Genomic DNA, 17,350 nt, shown 5'->3' on the forward strand with positions numbered 1-17,350 from the left:
GGCTGGTCAGAACTGACGTGAGACGACCAGACCAACGCCCCGCAGGAGCTTCTGCCGGAGAACGTGTGGCATCCCTCACGCTTAAAGCTGCGTGTCGCCCAATACCCAGCTTTCGTCACCATTGTTCTGCGGCACGGCAAACTGTCCTCGCTGTCGGGCCACCGATTCAAGAGACGCCGGCAATCCGGCAGAGACCCGTATCAAAGTCACAGGAATGGGCTCTTTCCCGGCGACATCCAGCACGAGCCGAGTCCCATCGCAAGACTCACCGCGGCAAGTGAAAGCATGGTGCTGACTTCCATCCGACGTGGAGTACTCCACGGAGGGGCCATCCTTTACGTCGATCGAGCGCAGCGCCGCAGTCGCTGGCAGCACCAGCACCAGCCCGGTGACCGAAGGCCCAGCTCGCAGTTCCACCGTGATTCTGCGCCCTCCCTTGTCTGTTGACTCGATGCCAAGCACTGCGGCAGTGGCATCGGGCAGCATTGCCGACGGCACCGGCGCTGCGTAGAAGCGTGTTGAGGTCCACGGGAAAACCTGTGCAAGGGTTGTCGAAGGCCCCATGCTCTCAAGCACCCCAACAGGTGGCCGTCGTCCACTTGCCTCAACCACCACGCGGGCGTCGCCCCCTGCGCCCTGAAGGTAAATCAGGTTCAAGGGCTGCGGCGCATCTGCGGTGTAGGCCGGCGCCCGCACGGAGAACCATCCTGCCAGGACAACCGCCACGGCCAAGGAACCGAACGTATACCGGTACGAAGGAAGCCGCTCCTGGCACATCAGAGGCGCGAACCAGGCGAAAGCCATCGAGATGAGTATCCCGGCTCCCAGCGTGCCGTAAATTGCGTTGTAGCCCAGCATGATCTCGAACAGGAAGACCAGGGGCAGCACGATCAGGAAGCAGCCCATCGCGGACACCACGGCCAGCCCCCCCAACCCATGCTGGCCTGCACGAGCCACCACGAACGGCGCGGCAAGCGCACACACCACCAGTACCATGCCGGGCAGCAGGAAGAGGTAGCTTGCACCCGGCAACACGATGGCGATGAGGGCAGTGCAGATCAACCACGCAAAGCCCAGGCCGACCCATACGCCAGTGGAAGCGGCACGCCGCACAAGGATACGCAGCGAGAACGTCACCGTCACCGCTACGAAGGCCCAAAGCACAACCCTGTTGGCTCCACTCGCGGAGTGCCACGCAATGGTCGAAGAGTGCACCATCGACATGGCGAACATGAGCAGATAGGCAGTCGCACCGCCGACAACGATGGCCAGTGGAAGTGCCAGCCCACCTCGCACCATGTCCTTGAGACTGTAATGAACGTGCCTGCGGATTCGGCGTGCTGCAAACACCATTGCAATCAGCAGGACAATGGCACCTAGGGGCGCCAACATTGCGGGTGCGCCGACCACCGCAGCCCCCATGACATCCGTGTAAAGCGGGTTCCCGGCCGAGTCAACCTGATTCAGGTCCGCGTCCCGCAGGGCCTTGGCCAAACCAAACAGGTTATCGCCCTGTTGCTGCACGCTTCGCAGGTCGATGTGGTCGAGATTGTCCAGTGGCGTGTGATATTTCCCAATGTCACCACCGAAGGCGAAATTCAAGCCCTGCATGCCATTGGCCTTGAACACACTCAGGTCTGTGTCGTTCGGGAGCAGCGTGTACAGCGTGTTCAGAAGCGAGTTGGTGAGTGGGCGCTTTGAACTGCGCGAGAATGCATCGACGAGCCAGCCACTGCCCCCCCCGGTCTCGAACATGGCGCTCGGGCCGGAGGTTCCGCGGGCTTCAGCATTGATGACCGCAACCGCGTCTCGTACTTCAGGATCTTCTACGACCAACCTGGCGCCGAGCAGCCCTGCTTCTTCACCATCGTTGAAGAGAAATACGATTCGATTCCTGCCCGGTGGGCCTTGCTTGAGCAGCCTCGCGATCTCAAGAAGCGTCGCAACGCCCGCTCCATCGTCACTTGCGCCTGGACCTGCACCGACGGAATCGTAGTGTGAACTGAATACGACCGACTTACCGTCAGCCGAACCGTCAAGTGACGCCACAATGTTCCGTACCCGCGCACAGGTCTGGGACTTCTGGCTACACGAAACACCCTCCACGCTGCGGGGCTGATAGCCGATCTCCCGCAACTGAGCGGTAATCCGATCAGCGACCGCACGATTTGCTGCGCTATCCACCGGGTGCGGGCGCTGGTCTCCCAGGATCCCCTTCAGGACCTCGTGTGCACGTACCGCATGAAAGTCATTTCCCTGGCGTTCCTTCGGCGGCAGATCCACCGGTTGCAGCCGCCACCACGCGATGAATGCAATAGCGAGAAACAGAAAAACCGCTGCAAAGAAATAATGAGATCGCGCCTTTCCCAGACTTGAAGACATCCCGTTCCCCTAACATTGCCGTTGCGCCAGCGACATACGCCAGCGCTGCCTGTGTTGACATGTATAAATCTGCGTTACCTACGCCGACCGAATGGCCTCGACAGGCGTAACCTGCGAAGCGCGCAGCGCTGGCACGAAAGCCGCCATCAGGCTCAACAACGACAACATCGCCGCACCGAGCAGGACATACCCCGACGACAACCTCGACAGTTCGAACTGCGACATCATCCATTGATTGAGGCCGTATGCGAGCAATACCCCAGCCAAGATGCCGGAACCACAGATGAGGGCATTCTCAAGAAGGAAATAACTGAGTATGTTGCGTCGCGTCGCTCCCAGTGCGCGGCGCACACCTATCTGCTGTCGGCGCTGCCCGACCCAGAAACTGGACAGGCCCGCGACACCGGCCCCGGTCACGGCGAGCAGGATGATGCTCATGCCGCCCATCAGCAGTGACAGCCGGCGATCGCTGCGATACGCGTCGCTCCTGATCTGCTCGAAGGTGCGAACTCCTGCATCCGCGCCTGAATATCCATCCGGGATCACGCGCTCAGGATCCTGGAGATACAGGGCTGCCAGCACGCTCTTCGTTGCAGCGGCTTCTCGACCAGGCTTGGCGCGAACGACATAGTATCGCGATGGAGCGACCAGCCGCTGCGGGATCAAGGCCGAACTCCACACCATGCCATCCGCAGATCCATTGGCCGCTGCGCTCTGGAGGCGATCGACGATACCGACGATGGTGCTCGCCTTGGTCGCGTTGCTGAAATATATCTGCTTGCCAAGCGCGTCCCCTTGCGGGAAGTGCCTGTCAGCAAGCGCCTTGGTAACAATAATCACAGACGGCTGGACGATGTCGAAAAGGCTGCCGCTGCCCACTTCGTTGCTTTGGAAGTTTCGGCCAGCGATCAGCTGCAGACCAAGCGTCGATAGCGTGCGCTCATCGGCGCAGTACATGGAAACGAGGGTTTCAATATTCATGCCCGTACTCAGGCCTGAACCCAGTGTCCATGTCATGCCGGTAAGGGGCAACGAATTGGTTTCGTAGGCGTCTTCGACATCCGCAAGCTGGCGCAGGGCCATCAGATCGCTATCGACTGACGATCGGATGGCCTCTTTTCCTGCGTCGGTGTTCATATCCGACTTTGGGGAAGACGACGCCACAAAGAGCAGGTCCTTCTCAACGATACCGGTAGCTCGAGAAATAGAGTCGAACCGGGCGCGAATGATGAACAACGCGTTGCACACGATGGCCAGGGTCAACGCAACCTGCAGGGCAATCAGAAGAGCGCCTGCCTTGTGATGACGAAGCGCGGAGACAATTGGATGGAGAGTCATGGCACAGATCAACCTTGCTTCAGCTGCATGGAGGGATGCAAATGCGTGGCACGCCAGGTGGGATACAGGCCAGCAAGCACAGTGGTGACTACGGCCAGTATCAGCGTCTGCAGAAGCAGCGAAATGTCGACGTGGACAAGCCTTGCAATCTGAGGCGCAAGCAGTCCCCTTATCAAGCCAATGCCTATCCAGGTCAGAAGCAATCCAAGTGCACCACCTGCCAGGCCTATTGCCGCCGACTCCATGCCGAACTGGTAAGCAATATTGAAACGATTCGCGCCAAGGGCGCGGCGCACACCGATCTCGCCAGATCGCCGCAGGAACTTCGCAAGAAGCAAGCCCACCGTGTTGACCATGCAGACGACCAACAGACAGATAGCCACCATCATCGACAACCGGGTCTCGGACGATACGATCCGCTGGTAACTGAGGAATTCGCGAACGTCGCGCAGCCGGTTGTTGATCGGCCAGCCGGGGTACTGCGAGCGCGCGTAATCACTGAGGTAGTCGCGATAGGCGGCCACCGCCCCGGCGGAGTCGAGCTCGACCATGTAGCTGATCCAGATACAACTGGACGCAAGCGCGCCGGAGAATCCAGGCTCAGCCAGCTTTGCGCTGCAACCGAATACGCCGGATGTCGGGATCTTCTGGTCGATGGCGGTCGCGAATGGGATGAACACGTCGTCTGCCGGCCCGAATACGTACCCGACAGCGGCGAAGTAGAACTTCGGCTGAGGATCCCAGTCGCCAATGATGCCGATCACACGGTAACTGGAGTTGTCGAGAGTGATTTCGCGGCCAACACTGTTGACGCCACCGAAGGTTCGTTGATTCAGCGCCTTGCTGATGACAACGACCCGTGCGCGTTGCTCTTCGTCACTCTTGGACCAACCAGCTCCGTGAAGAAACGGCACCTCAAGCATCGGGAAGAACTCGCTATGGACCGCCGCGCCCGACATGGTCTTCGCCTTCTGGGCACGATCAGTCGGATAGAGTGTCGGGCCTACCGGGTAGATCGCCGACTGCTTTGCTGCGCGGCCATGGCGCAGCAGCGCTGTTACATCCGTGTAGGTAAGGGCATCTGCCGGCTCGGTCTCGCCGCGCCTTGATGAGGGTCCCCATACGTCGACCTGGGGGAAGAAGAGCTTGCTTGACTTCGAAGGAATCGGGTCACCCGAGACAGCACGAAATACCGTGTATGTCGTCATCGATGACGCTACGCCCAAGCCAATGGACATGACCATCAGCAGCGTCAACACAGGATTTCGTCGCAAGTTGCGCAGACCCAACTTCAAGTAGTACTTGAACATGTAATGCGTCCCTTCCCTTTAGCTTTTCCGGTTGGTGCCATCAATACAACTCGATGGCCATCATGTTGCACTTCAGGATGCCCTGCGACGCCGAGCGGGCTGTGGGTTACCGAATGGCAGGATCCGAAGCATCCGACGACCATGGATGCCTTGTCATCTGGTAGCGCTCCAGGCTGGGCGTGCGGCAATAGAGTGTCTCGATGAAAATGTTGCGCTCTGCCCAGAACACTTCCAGGTCGTATAGACAGAACGAGTACCTGTCGGGCTGCTCGACCCATTCCTTGCCTGTCTGCACGGAAACAGACGTAAACAACTCATTATCATTGCCCCACCAGGCAAGTATCAGGTACGGACGTGACTCTCCCTGATGGAAAATGGTGAAGTGCGGCGTTCTATCCCATGGGACTTCACGCAACTGCTTCACCTCCACAAGCCGCCTCACGAATGGCGCTGGCTCGACGGTCTCGCCATTGGCGGAGATGGTGTAGATCTTGCCACCATCCGGGTCTGTCAGATCACGTGGACTGCAGATGATTCGAGGTCTGAACATGACGACGCTCCAGGGTCAGGTACGCAGGGGTGAACTGGAGCGTTCAACGACCATGCTGGCCAGCAGGCCCATCGCAAATGCCTGCAGCAGGTAGCGTTGCCCGGGTCGTCCTTCCGCCCTGCGATGGTAGTCATCGAGGTTCAGCAAGGCGTCCGCAGAAAGGCAATGTCCCACATCGAACAGCGTCGCGTCGTGCAGCAGGTTGGACGGTATCCCCGCCGCTGCTGCGTAGAAACTCGCCAGCGGCCAAAAGAAATTGGTCGAAAATACCCTGCCTATGTCGTCCAGCGACACACCCGCCTCGGCGAGGGCCGCTGCATTCACCCTGTTGATCAGGGCCTGGCGCTGGTCGAAGTCATCCTCTCCCTGCATGCCCTGCACATCTCCGTACTGGGCGAAGCCGAGAACCTTGAAATCCAACGGCTCCTGCGAAGAAACCAGGCAGGCCGACGCCGCGTCACTGACCACGCCAAAGGACTGAATGCGATCCGCATCCACTCCGCCGCGGTCGTACGATGCGACGAGGATCCGTCGTGACAGACCACTCCGAATGTACCTGCTAGCAATGTGGATGGCAGACAGCAGCCCGGTGCATTCCTGCGACACGATGGCCATTGGGACCGCACGAACCAGCCCATGGCGGGCCAGCAGGGACGGAACAAGTTTGCGATCGGCCAGGAACGATGCGTCCGCGGACGTCAGCACGAACAGGTCTATGTCCGCGGCCGCAACACCCACGCGCTCGAGACAGCGCAGCACGACAGATCCGATGGCATCGCAGGGAGCCAGCGTGCTCTCGCGATAGCTCCGGTACCGCAGCAGTGCACTGCTCATGGGGAGCTTGAGCGCAGCAAATCTCTCCCGCGCTCCCGGAATGGCCTCCACATCGCGCTTGATTTCGCCCAGCTCTACCGTGATCCCGCCCAGACCGACCTGCACAGCATGTTCGTCACGTTGCATAGGCTTCGTACATCCCATCGTACATGCCATAGAAGAGGTCGCAGGTTTTGCGGACGACCTCCAGTGCTTCCTGCTGCATGGTTGGGGTCGTGCAGATGTCAGCCACGAGGCTGATCCCCTCGGCGACGTGCCCGACGTCTTCCTTCTGGTGCACCGAGAAGAACCGCAGGTCTGCTTCGGTAAGGCCGTAGATGCGCGGCAGCAACTCGTGGCGCGCCTCCCCTGCGGCAGTCTCCAGATTCTGTCCCTCGCTGGCGATCATCACCGCTGCCGCACCCATGTGGAAGGTATGCCGGTTGCGCACCAGATCCATCCGATAGTCGATCAACGCCCTGGTATTGGGCAACGCAATGGCAGCGTCGCGCTCGGCGTCCTGAATACCAATGGCTCGAACAAAATTCTCCATCAGGACCACATGGTTGCTGGTCCTGGAGAACCGGCCAGTCTCCTCTTCGAACATGTTGAAGAGCAGTCGCTTCTTGTGCACGCCACGCGGACAGTGATGGTAAAGCGTTTCGATGTACTCCAGGAAGTGCTTGGTCAACTGGTAGCCCTGCAGCGTCACTCTGCGCAGCAAGTCCCACTGCGGCGTGCCATCGAGGATCTTCTTGACGATGGGATGGGTCAGGGTGATTCGCGATTCCAGTTCATACCTGAGCTTCAGCTTGAACTCTTCATGCGACAGCATGGGCTGGGATGGTGTTGTCGTCGTCAGGCGACCGCGCAGGGCAGCCGTCGTCTGTTGCATGTAGACGCCCGGATGCGACACACCATCGATTCGGGCGTAGTCGTTCACGCGCCCGTATTCCGTAAAGCCCAGGCTTTGCCAAAGCTTGTGCGGGCGGGAGTTCTCCCGCACATCCAGCATGATCAGGGTGAAGTTGTTTGCATCGCAGTAATCACTGATGCTCAGGAAGGCGTCGCGCACAAGGCCGCGCCCCTGGTAATCGGAGCGGATGATACCTTTGGAAAGCGTGGCGATATGCCGGCAATTGGGCATATCACTCCATGACAACAGCACCATTCCAACGCATTGCTCACCGTCCCTTATCAGCATCAATGCCGTTTCGCCGCGCTGCAGTTCACCTTGAATGCCGGCAATCAACGCTGCACCCTGCGCTTCGTCAAGTGCGGCCTGGTAGCCGATCACGTCGGTATGCTTGATAGCGTCGTTGTACAGGGCAACGATCCCTGCACCGGCTGCCATGTCGATCAATGTAGGCCAAGAGTACTGAACGCTCACGCACTTTCTCCTTCGAGTTCGAACGTCGACGTACTGCCGACGCTCCCTGTGGTGTTGAGTGGGAATGGCAGCAGCTTTTCCAGAGTGCCGGCCATGATGTCGGCAACGACTTCCTCCGGGAGCCCGTGCATTGGACCGTTCTCCTCCAGCAGTTTGATCACCATGGCGGAGAGGTCGTCCTTCATGGAAAAAACCGGCCAATCCGTTCCAAAGATGATCTTGTGATTAATACCCTGGGCGAAGAGGTCAGCTAGGTGCTGCTGCCACGTTGTAGCGGTCATGAACGCCGGGAAGCCCGATATGTCCAGATACACGTTGGGTCGATAGTTGCACATCAGCTTCGCCTGCTCCACAAAGTTCACGCCACCATGTGCAAGGATGAAGTTCACCCCTGGGAACTGCTTTGCAGCGGCGTCGATGAGATACGGGTCGGCGAAACGGAAGTCCAGTGTCGGCGTGGTAGGACCGGTGTGCAAAAGCACAGGCATGCCACGCGCCGCGCAGATTTCGTACAGCGCAAACATCCGCTCGTCGCTCGGGGAAAATCCGCACGGTGGATAGACCTTGAGGCCCTCGAAACCGTGGGCTTCGACGCTCCGCTCGAAAAGGTCATACCCCATCCGTCCCCAGCGCGGATCGACACCGAAGAACACGTGGAACCTGCCGGGATGCCGTGCGCGTACGGCCGCATGTTGGGCCGCCATGTCTTCGAGACTGTACTCCGATTTGAAGACATAGGTGAAGTCCGGAGCGAGCAGGACCGTCCTGGCGATTCCGGCCTCATCCATCTTGCGGACCAACCGGTCTGCGTCGTGATCCTGGTACTGCAGCTCCATCAACCTGGCCAGATTCTCAGCCTCAGCGGGACGATCCCGGGCGGACTTCTTCCTGGCTATGTTCCGCGCCACGCCAACGAAAAATTCGCGCGGTATGCAGCGCGACGAAGCCAGATGGCAATGGCCGTCAACGATCAGCTGGGGACGGGACATGTGTCAGCCCCTCGCTGCCAGGATGGCAATGAAACGCATGGTGTCTCCAACCGTCTCCAGCTCGACCAACTGCGCCATGTGCGATTCAAGGTCGACACCGCACTCCTGCTCCAGCAGACTCAACAGCATGAGCCGGTTGATGGATTGCATTCCAAGATCCTCGACAAAGCGTGTCTCTTCATTGATAGGACGGGCCAACACCTCCTCGCCCATCGCCAGTTGGATAAGCTGGGCGATCTTCTCCAGGTCATTGCTCTGTTCCACGTTCATGCCCATGCTTTGACCCCCTCAATCTCCTCCTGGAAGTGTCGGTATATTCCCTTTCGGTCGTACTTGAGATTTCTCGTCAGCATGCCGTTGTCCATGGTGGGGGCCGTCTGAGTGACGACTTTGCGCGCTATATGCATGTAGCCAGGCAGCGACCGGTTGAGCGAGCGGATAGCCTCATCAACGACGTCGCTGTCAGGCACCTCGGCCGCATCGCTTGCCACGAGTATTGCAACCACTTCGTGCGCGCGCTTGGACTGCAGGACAATTGCATGACGTATCCAGGAAAATCCGGTCAGCTTTCGCTCGAGCTCCTCGGGGTGGAACTTTGCACCGCCGCTGGTCAGGATGATCTCTTTCTTGCGTCCCTTCAGGTACAGGAAGCCATCGGCGTCGAGGCTGCCGACATCACCGGTCGCAATCGTGCCGTCTGTGAGGAAGGTCTGTGTGCCATCACTGCCCGTGCTTTCGAAGTAGCCTTTGGCCAGCGGGAATGGACGGCGGATCACCACTTCAGCTTCATCGGTGAAGTGAAGATGCTCAGGATGGATCGGACGTCCGACGGAACCTGCGCGATGAACCGCCGGCGTGTTCCAGGCAATCATCCCTGTTTCGGTAACGCCATACGCCTCAAGCAGCTGGAAGCCCAGTTCGTTGTAGGCGCGCAGCAGTTCCGTGCGGATCGGCGCCATTCCGGTGATCATGAAACGTATGTTGCCGCCCAGGAACAGGCCGAGTTTTTCCGCAGGATGCGATCCGCGCCCATGGACATGAAAGATGTTTTCATAGATCGCTGGGGGCGCAACAATGAAGCTTGGTTTGAAAGCGCCAAGCTCCTGGAAAACCGAGGTGTGCCGGACGACCCGCAGCGATGCCCCTGCCCACAGACAGCCATAGACGGACAGGCGCTGCTGGTAATTTGAGAGCGGAAGAAAAATAAGGTGGCTGTCGCGGCTATCCAGCGCGAAATCCCCGATGAAATCTGCAACGAGGGCCTCGGTGCCGAGGCGGCTGATACTGAGACCTTTCAGGTACCCCGAGCTGCCCGACGAGTACACTTTGGTGTAGAGATCCGGGTCGTCGACCACGCCGGCTTCGATGTCAACGATGAAGGGTCGATCCGTCCAGGTGTCAGCAATGTTGCAACGATACGGGTGCCCAGGCAACGCATCAGGGTTCTCGCATACCCACAACGCTGTGTCGTGCCGCTGCATCAGGGCAGCAAGCTTCTCGGATGTGAGCTCTTCAGGAACCGCGTGAATGAGTACGCCCAGCCTGATGGCGGCCAGGTCCCACAGCACGTATTCGTAGCCGTTACCCACCTGCAGGCCGATCTGCATACCCGGCCGGACTCCCGCCTGTGTCAGCCTGGTTTCCAGCGTCTCAACTTCGTCCAGCAACGTCGGGAACGTTACCTGGTGATCGCTGCCATCGACGCGCCGTGCGGAAAAGGTGCTCGCGCTGTACTGACGGGCACGCTCCAGTAAGGTGGAGAACTTCATCCGCGTCCAACCCTGCGCAGCAGCAGAGACGAAATGGTGTCGTCGGCGGCTCCGGAAATGACCCGGGCGTCGGCAATGCTGTACTTTTCCAGTATCTCCGTCGAAATCGGCGTTGGTTCGTACAACACGCTGCGCAGACCCGACGACGTCCGGCAGATCACTTCGCAGTCAGGCCTGGCCGATGCATGGATGTTGTCGAGGATGACCTTCTTCGGCTTTGCGAGGAGCGCGATGATGATGACGTCGTAGGCTCCCACATCATAATGCGGCGAGTCCTCGTGAATGATGTTGATCGAGCCTTCAAGGCCCAACTTGGCAATCAGGCCGCGCGACCGCTCAACGGCATCGCTGGAGAGGTCCAGACCGTCAACGCTGATGCCGAGATACTTATGCAGCCATACTGCGCTGATCGGAAATGGACCGGATCCGATGAACAGCGCACGCCGATGATTTCGCTGACTCAGCATCGAGACCTCGCGCTTGAGCAAGCGCTGGAAGCGGCTGTTGAGACGGTAATCGCTGAGTGAACTGACTCCCGCGCACAGTCGCTCGACGAAGATCTTCTCCAGCGCGGTCTCCCACGCGCAATAGGCGTTGTTCAGCAACTCCATGTCTTCACGGCCATAGCCCAGGCCAAACAACAGCTGATCGACATCGTTGGCTAGAAATACCTTTGCCTCGAGGTACTCGACGAGTGGGTCGAGCAGATGAAAGTTCGCTTCCGCCTCGCTGATTAGCTGAGGATTCTCTCGGATGACCCGCAATGCATTGCCAACACCCTCGTGAAATGACGAGGAGCAGCGCATCAGCGCACTTATCGCCGCCTGGCAACCAACTGTCGAACTGACGCACTCTTCCACATTGTCGATGGTGTTCAAGAGATCTAAATGCATGAATTACTCCTTTTTTTGACGCATAAAGACGAGCGGCGGGGTCAGCAACTGACCGGAGTCATCGAGTGACGCTTTTCAACGGTGACCATGTGAACACGGGCGTACGCACGCTTGGTTATTCCCCACGCGAAGGTGAGCCTGCCAATTAGCAACTTGAACAGCACACGATTCACACTGCCCCTTCAGTTCGATGATCCGTATCTCAGCTGACCTTCGAGACACACATCTGTTTCATGTGCCCCGCTGACATGGCAATCCAAACGCTGTTGCGCCCTGCCTGAAATGGGCCGCGCACATTCCGCATGCGCCAGCGCACCACCACGACAACGGCATTTACATCTGCTGCATAACTCCCCCCTTGAGTGTACTCCCCCTGCAGGCCAGGACTGCGCACTTGCCACGTGCCCGGGCTTCTCTCCAGGGAGAAGTCCCTGCGGCTTCATATCATGCCTTCTTCCACTTCTTCGTCAGTCTTTTCCAGATCATGTAGCGCCTGCTCAATGGACGGCAGGCACAGCGGGACGATGCCGGCAGGCGTGCCATGGCGTCTGATCCAGTCAGCACATGTCTGGATGCTTGGCGCATCGAAGAATTCCTTCATGGACAGGGTCGTCCCGTAAGTGCGTTCGATCGACGCCAGCAGGCGCATGGCCTTGAGTGATTGCCCTCCAAGCAGGAAGAAATCGTCTTGAATACCCATGGCATCGACCTGCAACACTTGCTGCCAGAGTTCGACCAGCCGGTGTTCCAGCTGATCACGCGGGCCGATGTGCACGGCACGCGCAGCGGGCGGCAGCGACTGTATCAATGAACGCCTGTCGATCTTCCCACTCGTCGTTTGGGGCAGCCGATCCATGAACACGATGCGACCGGGAATCATGTAGTCCGGTAACCATCGGCCAAGATAGGAACGCAACTGCGCCGTGGCCGACCGTTCGCGGTCGACCCTGTCCGCCTGATCACGTGCAACAGACACTGAGCTGCTCACGACGCATGCGATCAAGCTGGCTTCGCCGGCATCACTATCGCCGGGGCATATGACCGCCGCGGCATGCTCGACATCATCCAGTTGCTGCAGGATGCATTCTATCTCGCCCAGTTCAATGCGGATGCCGTTCAACTTGACCTGGAAATCCAGACGCCCCGTAAGACAAACCTCGCCGCTTGGATTGAGGTAGCCGACATCACCGGTCAGGTAGTCGCGCCCCACGCCGTGTTCGTGTACCGGCAGAAACCTCTCCGTGGTCAGCTCAGGCGCACGCCAGTAACCTTCGGCGAGATGATCGCTTCGGATGATGATCTGTCCCGACTCAAAAGTACGTGCCTGCGAGCCGTCGGCACGTTGAACGCGGATTTGCGTGCCCTGAACGGGTTGGCCCAGCCCGGGCCGCTTCCCTGCGACGAGCTGCTCCCGCGTGATCTCGACCAGCGTGGTCAGTGAAGATTCGGTCGCGCCGTAGAGCCCGATCAAACGGCACCCGGCGCCGAATGTCTTCTGGAAAAGCTGAGTGGTCAGTGCGTCTATGGGCTCTCCGCCGAGCACCACGCTTCGAATGGCCGCTGCCGCGCCGGGTGGCGCGTCCGAGAACAGGAACTTGAAGACCGACGGTGTGGAGTGATAGATCGTGATACCACGGTCACAGATCATCTGGAGCAGCGCGTCTCGCCCGATCATCCTGATATCGGCGAGATGCAACGCGGCACCAGCGAGGAGCGCCCCGTAGGTATCAAGAACCGAAGCGTCAAAACTGTACGAGGCCAGCTGGAGCAACCGGTCCTCGCAGGTGATTCCAAGCGAGTGCACATAGCTTCCCGCGTGATAACCGAGCCCCGCGCAGGTCTGGGAAACCCCCTTCGGGTGCCCCGTTGAACCCGAGGTATAGAGGATATAGGCCGGGGCGCTCGACGTGCGCCCGCCGACCATCGGGATGCTGGGTGTTGCCGCGGCCGGCCTCTCAATGATTTCCAGGTTGCTGGACAGGGCCGATGCAAGCTCCCGGCTGGCTGGATCGCAGATGATGAGATCGCATTGCGAATGCTCGATCATGTAGCGGAGGCGGGCCTGCGGGTGACCGACATCCAGCGGAACGTACGTGCGGCCCAGTTTCAGTGCAGCCAACATGACGGCCACCACATGCGCGCCCCGATCCATCAGCAGGCCGACCCGGGCCGAGCTGGTGGTTGCAGCGATGGCTGCGACGTACTTCCGGCTAAGTCGTTCCAGCTCACCGTAGGTATACGTGCCAGTCTCGGTGATGACGGCGGCCCTGTGCTCATGTGCGGCCATGGACGTCATGATCTGATCCAGCAGCGCGCTGTCGCTGGCTACCAGCTGCTGGACATACGCCGGCAGCGGTCCGGCCTCAGTGCCGGCCGCCGACCCGCTGAAGATCGCATGCGCGTGGCAGGCCGCTTCAGGCGCGTCGACGAGGGACTGCAGGAGTTGGGTGAACTCGCTGGCCACGTATTGGATCGACGACTCATCGAAGAGATCGGTGTTGAATATCCAATCCAGTTCAATGGTTCCAGCTGCCTCCCTGGCATAGAGATTGAGCTCGTACTTGGCCGCCGGCGGCAGAACGTCGGTGTACTCGGTAACAGTGCAGTCCGGCAGAGAGAAGCGGATATCCTCGTTGTTCTGCAGGACAAACCATAGCTGGAACACAGGGCTGTGGCTGAGGCTGCGACGATGCCCCAACGCTTCCGCGACGCGTTCGAACGGGACATGCTGATTGGCCAGTGCAGCAAGAATGCTGATCTTGTTCTGCTGGAGCAGCGCATCGAAGCTTTGCGTTGGATCCACAAGGCAGCGCAGTGCCACCGTATTGATGAACAGGCCCACCATGCTCTCTGTTTCTGCAAGCGTACGACCGGCTACCGGCGTGCCCACCACGACGTCGTTCTCGTTCCCATACATGCTTAGCAGTACGGCCAACGCAGTATCCAGGAACATGAACAGCGTCACCCTGCGCTGCTGGCAGAACTGGCGGACACGCTCCCGCAGTGGACCTTCGACAAGGGTGCGGACACGTTCGCCCCGGAAGGTCTGCTTGGCCGGTCGCTGCTTGTCCATGGGCAGGCTGTGGAGCTGCGGCAGCCCCTCGAGCGTCGAGCGCCAGAAGGACATGCCTGCATCGAGAACATCACCTTGCAGATAGCCGTCCTGCCATGTGGCGAAATCGGCGTACTGCAGACGGGCGGGCGTGGGCTCAGCAGAATCACCGGCGACATATGCGGTGTAGGCCGAGCACAATTCCTTTATCAACAGACCCACGGTCCAGCCGTCGGATGCAATGTGGTGCACGTTGAACACAGCTACATGGCGCGTGTGCGAAAGGCGCAGCAACATCACGCGCAACAGCTGGCCTTGCGAAAGATCGAACGGCTGCTTCAGGTCGGCGGCGATCAGCGAGCGCACCTCCTTCGCCTGCTCGTTCTCCGGAAGCGATGACAGGTCGATCACCGCGAGTGGCGTCTCCCCCAATACCTGGACGCTTCGATCTATTCCCCCCCCGCGCTCCACAAATGAGGTGCGAAGCACTTCATGCCGCACCAGCAGCTGTCTGATGGCCAGCTCGAAGCTGGTTCGATCGAGCACTCCATCGAACGCAAAACATCCCTGGATGTTGAAAAGGCTCCCGTCCTCGGATTGCTGATGCGCGAACCAGACCCGTTGCTGCGCCCCCGACATCGGCGAACCCGCCCGGTCGTCAGCTGGGGTCAGCGATGCCATCGAGGTAGGCTGCGACGCCATCGCCGCCTCTTTCATGAGCAGGAACTCGATGATCGAAGCCTTGTGATCCATGACCTGCCGACGCAATCCTTCCGGCACGCTGCCAGATACGGACCTGTAGGCAAGCTGGCCCTCCTTCATGTAGAGAAGTACGTCGGCCGAAAGAGCGACGTGGTAGATGTCTTCAGCAATGGTCAAAAAACACCCCCTTCAATAGCATGTCCAAGTGACGCCAGATAGTGTTCCTTCGACGTGGTGCGGCTACCTCGAAGGGCAGTTTCCACGGCGACCGCCAGGCTCTCCACCGTAGGGCTCTCGAACACCGTCTCCAGCGGGATATCGGATTCGGCCAGCTGGAAGTGCTGCCGAAGCCGGCTGGTAATACGCGCGATGTGAAGGGAATGGCCACCCAGAGCAAAGAAGTCATCGGTGACACCAATGTCTTCAAGACCCAGAACATCCCGCCAGATGCCAAGCAGTCTGCTCTCGGTGTGTGTTCTGGGCGCGACCCGAGTGGCCTTGCTCTTCGCCGTCGGTGGCAACGGCACCGGCAGCCTTGCACGGTCAACCTTGCCGTTGGCGGTCATGGGCAGCGAATCCAGCAGCACGATGTCCGCGGGAACCATGTAGTCGGGCAGGAAGGCCCTTAGCCCCGTCCTGACGCGGTGTTCAGCGGCGCAGAAGTCGTCAATTGCCGTGGTGGCGTGCGTCGTCCTGGGAACGACGAATGCAACGATCTTCCTGTCAATGCCTTCGCCAACCGTGATCACAGTCGCGTCGCGGACATCCTCCTGAGCACATAGACGAACCTCGATTTCTCCGGGTTCGACCCTGAATCCGCGGATCTTCACCTGCTCATCCGCCCGCCCGATGAACTCCAGATCGCCTGACGGCAGACAACGCACCAGGTCGCCCGTGCGGTACAGGCGTTGCGTCTCACTTCCGACGGACATATCCACGAAACGGCTGTGGGTCATCTCCGGCTGGTTCAGGTAGCCAATGGCCAGGCCACTGCCACCCACGAACAGTTCACCCAGGGCGCCCGGGAGCGCCGGCATGCCGCCGCCATTCATGACGTACAGCTCCGCCCCTGCGACGGCCCGTCCGATGGGAACGCGCGTCTCTGGAAGCAGCGTCGACGGCTGGAACAGAAATGTGGTGCAGCAAACCGTGGTTTCGGTTGGACCGTAACCATTGATAATTTCAAGTCCGGGCAGATGCGCGGCGATGTTCTCCAGCTGGCCGCTTGAAATCGGCTCGACACCGACCAGCATCCTGCGCAGAGCAGGTGGGTTGCGAGCGCTGCCAGCCAGATGATCGCCCAGGTATTCCAGGTGGCCCGCGTACACATACGCGCTGTCTATCTGATGCTCCGCCATCCATGCAAACAGGCGTTCGGGATCGAGACGGTGCGTTTCCGGAACAATGTGCAGACACCCACCGGCACATAACGGTGCAAAAATTTCGTAGACCGAAACGTCGAAGCTGATGCTGCTCCATAGCGAGCCATTCCAGGGGCTCCGCATGGGCGTCAGGTTGTCGACGTGCGCCAGGAGGTTGAGGGCACTGGCGTGCGACACCACCACGCCCTTGGGCATCCCCGTGCTTCCTGAGGTATAGATGACGTAGGCGGGGTCGGACCCGTCCGTGTGCAGGTACTGCAAATGGTTGGACACGCCCGCGCAGTGCAGGTCCTCCAGAAACAGCACTGGCCGGTTGAACCCAGCAAGCAACGCTTCGTGGCGTCGCTGCCCCAGCAACACTGGTGGGTCGCAGTCGGAAATCATCGCAGCGAGCCGGCCCGGTGGATAGGACATGTCAAGCGGGACGTAAGCGGCGCCGGCCTTCAATGTCCCCATGATCCCGACCACAAGCTCCACCGATCGATCTGCGCACAGCCCTACCAGGGAACCACGGCCAACACCGATGCTGCATAGCTGCTGGGCCAGCAGGCTGGCCTGATCGTCGAGTTCGCGATAGCTCAGCGTCTCACCCTGGTGGACTACCGCAGGCAGATCGGGGTGGGCACGCGCGCGCGCCTCGAACACCTGCTCCAGCCGACGGCCTGGCAATGGAATGCAATCGCCACGCATCGGGGCGGCTGGGCCCGCTACGGAGTACGGCGTAGCTGCCCCATCGGTGGCCGCAACTTCAACCAGTGCGTTGAATCCATCGGCCATTCG

At 59.8% G+C, this 17,350-nt stretch carries 12 protein-coding genes and 1 pseudogene; all 13 read right to left on the reverse strand.

The window, feature by feature from the left end; genetic code table 11:
- Positions 1 to 81 precede the first annotated feature (81 nt).
- Complete coding sequence (locus Q5Z10_RS15525) at positions 82 to 2,382, reverse strand: M20/M25/M40 family metallo-hydrolase (protein ID WP_303636286.1); 2,301 nt, start codon at positions 2,380 to 2,382, stop codon at positions 82 to 84.
- Between the two features lie 78 nt (positions 2,383 to 2,460).
- Positions 2,461 to 3,720: an ABC transporter permease gene (locus tag Q5Z10_RS15530; RefSeq protein ID WP_303636287.1), complete on the reverse strand. Its 1,260-nt coding sequence runs from the start codon at positions 3,718 to 3,720 to the stop codon at positions 2,461 to 2,463.
- Between the two features lie 8 nt (positions 3,721 to 3,728).
- Positions 3,729 to 5,030, reverse strand: a complete 1,302-nt coding sequence (locus tag Q5Z10_RS15535) for an ABC transporter permease (RefSeq protein WP_303636288.1) — start codon at positions 5,028 to 5,030, stop codon at positions 3,729 to 3,731.
- A gap of 106 nt (positions 5,031 to 5,136) precedes the next feature.
- Complete coding sequence (locus Q5Z10_RS15540; protein ID WP_100461208.1) at positions 5,137 to 5,580, reverse strand: hypothetical protein; 444 nt, start codon at positions 5,578 to 5,580, stop codon at positions 5,137 to 5,139.
- 15 nt (positions 5,581 to 5,595) lie between these two features.
- On the reverse strand, positions 5,596 to 6,540 hold the full coding sequence (locus tag Q5Z10_RS15545; RefSeq protein WP_162291988.1) for a 3-oxoacyl-[acyl-carrier-protein] synthase III C-terminal domain-containing protein: 945 nt from the start codon (positions 6,538 to 6,540) through the stop codon (positions 5,596 to 5,598).
- Positions 6,530 to 7,783 (reverse strand): GNAT family N-acetyltransferase, encoded by a 1,254-nt coding sequence (locus tag Q5Z10_RS15550; protein WP_197629713.1) that lies wholly within the window; start codon positions 7,781 to 7,783, stop codon positions 6,530 to 6,532. The genes Q5Z10_RS15545 and Q5Z10_RS15550 overlap by 11 nt, the downstream gene beginning before the upstream one ends.
- Complete coding sequence (locus Q5Z10_RS15555) at positions 7,780 to 8,772, reverse strand: amidohydrolase family protein (protein WP_303636289.1); 993 nt, start codon at positions 8,770 to 8,772, stop codon at positions 7,780 to 7,782. Before Q5Z10_RS15555 ends, Q5Z10_RS15550 begins: the two co-directional genes overlap by 4 nt.
- Before the next feature lie 3 nt (positions 8,773 to 8,775).
- Positions 8,776 to 9,042 carry an acyl carrier protein gene (locus Q5Z10_RS15560; protein WP_303636290.1) on the reverse strand — a complete coding sequence of 89 codons (267 nt, stop codon included), beginning with the start codon at positions 9,040 to 9,042 and terminating at the stop codon, positions 8,776 to 8,778.
- Entirely contained in the window at positions 9,039 to 10,541 is a 1,503-nt protein-coding gene (locus Q5Z10_RS15565) for an AMP-binding protein (RefSeq protein WP_303636291.1), read from the reverse strand. Before Q5Z10_RS15565 ends, Q5Z10_RS15560 begins: the two co-directional genes overlap by 4 nt.
- The gene (locus tag Q5Z10_RS15570) at positions 10,538 to 11,434 is read right to left on the reverse strand and encodes a nicotianamine synthase family protein (protein ID WP_303636292.1); all 897 of its coding nucleotides are present in this window, start codon (positions 11,432 to 11,434) and stop codon (positions 10,538 to 10,540) included. Before Q5Z10_RS15570 ends, Q5Z10_RS15565 begins: the two co-directional genes overlap by 4 nt.
- Positions 11,435 to 11,873: 439 nt before the next feature.
- Complete coding sequence (locus Q5Z10_RS15575) at positions 11,874 to 15,365, reverse strand: non-ribosomal peptide synthetase (RefSeq protein ID WP_303636293.1); 3,492 nt, start codon at positions 15,363 to 15,365, stop codon at positions 11,874 to 11,876.
- The gene (locus Q5Z10_RS21465) at positions 15,362 to 16,018 is read right to left on the reverse strand and encodes a phosphopantetheine-binding protein (RefSeq protein ID WP_503457464.1); all 657 of its coding nucleotides are present in this window, start codon (positions 16,016 to 16,018) and stop codon (positions 15,362 to 15,364) included. Before Q5Z10_RS21465 ends, Q5Z10_RS15575 begins: the two co-directional genes overlap by 4 nt.
- Positions 15,995 to 17,347 (reverse strand): annotated as a pseudogene (locus Q5Z10_RS21470) (amino acid adenylation domain-containing protein); the annotation flags it as partial. The pseudogene Q5Z10_RS21470 and the gene Q5Z10_RS21465, both read right to left, overlap by 24 nt.
- Positions 17,348 to 17,350: the final 3 nt, after the last annotated feature.

The organism is Stenotrophomonas sp. 704A1, assembly GCF_030549525.1.
GTDB lineage: Bacteria > Pseudomonadota > Gammaproteobacteria > Xanthomonadales > Xanthomonadaceae > Stenotrophomonas > Stenotrophomonas tuberculopleuritidis.